The sequence below is a fragment of the Pseudoalteromonas sp. genome (assembly GCF_041613455.1).
Taxonomy (GTDB): domain Bacteria; phylum Pseudomonadota; class Gammaproteobacteria; order Enterobacterales; family Alteromonadaceae; genus Pseudoalteromonas.
In genome coordinates this window covers 1-2,726 of sequence record NZ_JBFJHD010000313.1, presented here as the reverse complement: position 1 = coordinate 2,726, position 2,726 = coordinate 1, and the positions used below count along the sequence as shown (strand labels likewise).

The window sequence follows — 2,726 nt, the reverse complement described above, 5'->3', positions numbered from 1 at the left end:
CACTCGCCTAGGGCCATCATACACAGCGCCATAAATATTGCGGTTTTCATTACCGATGCAATAATTTGCAAACGCGACATACCCGCCGCTTGCATTACTACCAGCTCACTATTTGACGCCAGTGCGCCTAACCCCGTTAAACCGCCAATCAGTGCTGCCATCGGGAAAAAAATAACTAAATCGCCCGGCATGCTGTATAAAGTGTAAAGCAGCGCTGTCATGATATCGTAACTGCCGCGCCCTACCGATTTTAGCTGATCAATAAATTTAATTAAGGTACTAATCCCCACCAACACCAGTAAAGCAAACCCTGTGGTTTGTAAAATACTGCGCCCGAGGTACCAATCAAGGGTTTTCATCATTAGCTCATCTCCCGCTTGGTAATAACAGCTTTTAGCCAAGCGCCTAACGGCCGCCCTTTAAGTATTAACAGCGCACCAATAAATAGCGCACTTAAGTGTATCCACCACAGGCCTATCGACGGCGGAATTTTACCATCCTCAACGGCAAATTTAGCGGCATTGAGTAAAATAAAATAGCCGAGATACAAGCTGATCGCCGGCACTAATTTAGCAAATTTGCCTTGGCGTGGGTTCACCACACTCAACGGCACCGCAAGCAATGTTAGCAACGGAATTGATAACGGAATGGCAATACGCCATTGCCACTGAGCTATTGCTTCTGGGGTTTTCAGTCCTAGCAATTGATTAGTTGGAATCGCTTCGAGTTTACGGCGCTGGTGCTCTATTTCTTGTTCGCGTATTTGCACACTGTAGCCATCAAACTCGGTTAAGTTAAGGGCTGCAGTTTTACCATTGGTTTCGTAGCGTTTACCGTCGGTCAGCACCAGTTGTTGCTCGCCATTTTGCGCTTCAATGACCACGCCTTGCTCGGCGTACACTAAACGTGCAAGCCTGTCATTATCGTTATCGGGCAGTTGCGCGACAAAGACTTTGTTGAGTTTTTTACCACTGTTTTCAATGTTATGAATAAACACCACGGCCTTTTCATTACCGGTTTGCTGGAATCGTCCAGCCCGCAGTGCAGATAAACCAGCATCGGCTTTTGCTTGCTCTTTGAGTTGATACTCTTGTTCACTCGCCCAAGGCGCTATATACATAGTCAGCGCGGCGGCAAACATAGCTAACACTACGCTGGAGATCAGGGTTACCCGCACTACGTACCACTCACTAACACCACAGGCTTTAAATACGGTCATTTCGCTGTCGGCGTAAATACGGCTGTAGGCCAAAATAATGCCTAAAAATATGCTCAACGGTAAAATTAACGATGCCAACTGCGGTAATTTTAGTGCAATCATCGACAACACTAGCTTTGCAGGAATACTGCCTTCTGAGGCGTCGCTGAGGATCACCACAAACTTTTGTGACAAAAATATCGTCATCAAAGTTAAAAATACGGCAACCTGCGATTTTAAAACCTCAGCGGTTAAATAACGAAAAATAAGCAATAGTCGCCCCTAGTAAACATGGTTTTTCACTCTATTAGTGAGAAATTGATAGTCAGTCGTAGTTTTACTCAGTTTAACTGAGCGTAGCGCTAATATTATAAGCCATCAAAATTAATTATCCTACCTAACAGCATCATATAATGTTGCATTAGTGCCCCTTAAACATATAAAGTTCAAATACACAGTAAGAGTCGAGTAAAATCAGCTAGTATTAAGTAACCCTAAATAACTTAGGTAACTAAGACTAAAAAACATTTTAGTTTTTACATAGCTTCTAAAGATGACTCAAAATCAGGAGTGACAATGGAATTTAACGTAAAAAGTGGTAGCCCAGAAAAGCAACGTAGCGCATGTATTGTAGTTGGCGTTTACGAGCCTCGCAGGTTATCCCCCATTGGTGAGCAGCTCGATAAAATCAGCGATGGTTATATCTCTAATTTACTACGTCGTGGTGACCTTGAAGGTAAGCCGGGGCAAGTTTTATTATTGCACCATGTCCCTAATATTTTAAGCGAGCGCATTTTGCTGGTTGGGTGTGGCAAAGAGCGTGAGCTTGACGATAAGCAATATAAACAAATCATTTCTAAAACAATTAACACCCTAAACGAAACCGGCTCAATGGAAGCGGTCTGCTTTTTAACAGAGCAACATGTTAAAGGTCGCGATACCTATTGGAAAGTGCGCCAAGCGGTAGAAACTACGCAAGATTGCTTATACACCTTTAACCAACTAAAAAGTAAAAAAGTAGATCCGCGCCGCCCACTGCGTAAAATGGTGTTTAATGTACCCACCCGCCGCGAGCTGACTATTGGTGAAAGCGCCATTGAGCATGGCTTGGCCATTGCTGCAGGCAGTAAGCTATGTAAAGACGTCGCCAATATGCCACCGAATATTTGTAACCCGGCGTATTTGGGCGAGCAAGCCAAAGAACTTGAAACTAATTTTGACAACATCACCGTTGATATTATTGGCGAAGATAAAATGGCAGAGTTGGGAATGAACTCATACCTGGCTGTGGGCCGTGGCAGTGCTAACGAATCGGTTATGTCAGTGATTAACTACCAAGGCGCAGGTGCCGATCAAGCGCCTATCGTACTAGTTGGTAAAGGGTTAACTTTTGACTCTGGTGGTATTTCACTTAAACCAGGCGAAGGCATGGATGAGATGAAATACGACATGGGTGGCGCTGCAGGCGTTATTGGCGCCATGCGCGCGTTGGCCCAAATGCAGCTGCCTATAAACGTGATTGGTATTT

3 protein-coding genes are annotated in these 2,726 nt (G+C 44.4%); 1 reads left to right on the top strand and 2 read right to left on the bottom strand.

What is annotated here, in order from left to right:
- Both ABYB02_RS16445 and lptF read right to left on the bottom strand, forming a co-directional pair.
- A partial coding sequence (locus tag ABYB02_RS16445; RefSeq protein ID WP_372763450.1) for an LptF/LptG family permease occupies window positions 1-362 on the bottom strand: 362 nt, incomplete at its 3' end.
- Window positions 362-1,471 (bottom strand): LPS export ABC transporter permease LptF, encoded by a 1,110-nt coding sequence (gene lptF, locus ABYB02_RS16440; protein WP_372763449.1) that lies wholly within the window; start codon window positions 1,469-1,471, stop codon window positions 362-364. The genes ABYB02_RS16445 and lptF, both read right to left, overlap by 1 nt.
- 303 nt (window positions 1,472-1,774) lie before the next feature.
- Here lptF and ABYB02_RS16435 point away from each other — a divergent pair.
- A partial coding sequence (locus ABYB02_RS16435) for a M17 family peptidase N-terminal domain-containing protein (protein WP_372763448.1) occupies window positions 1,775-2,726 on the top strand: 952 nt, incomplete at its 3' end.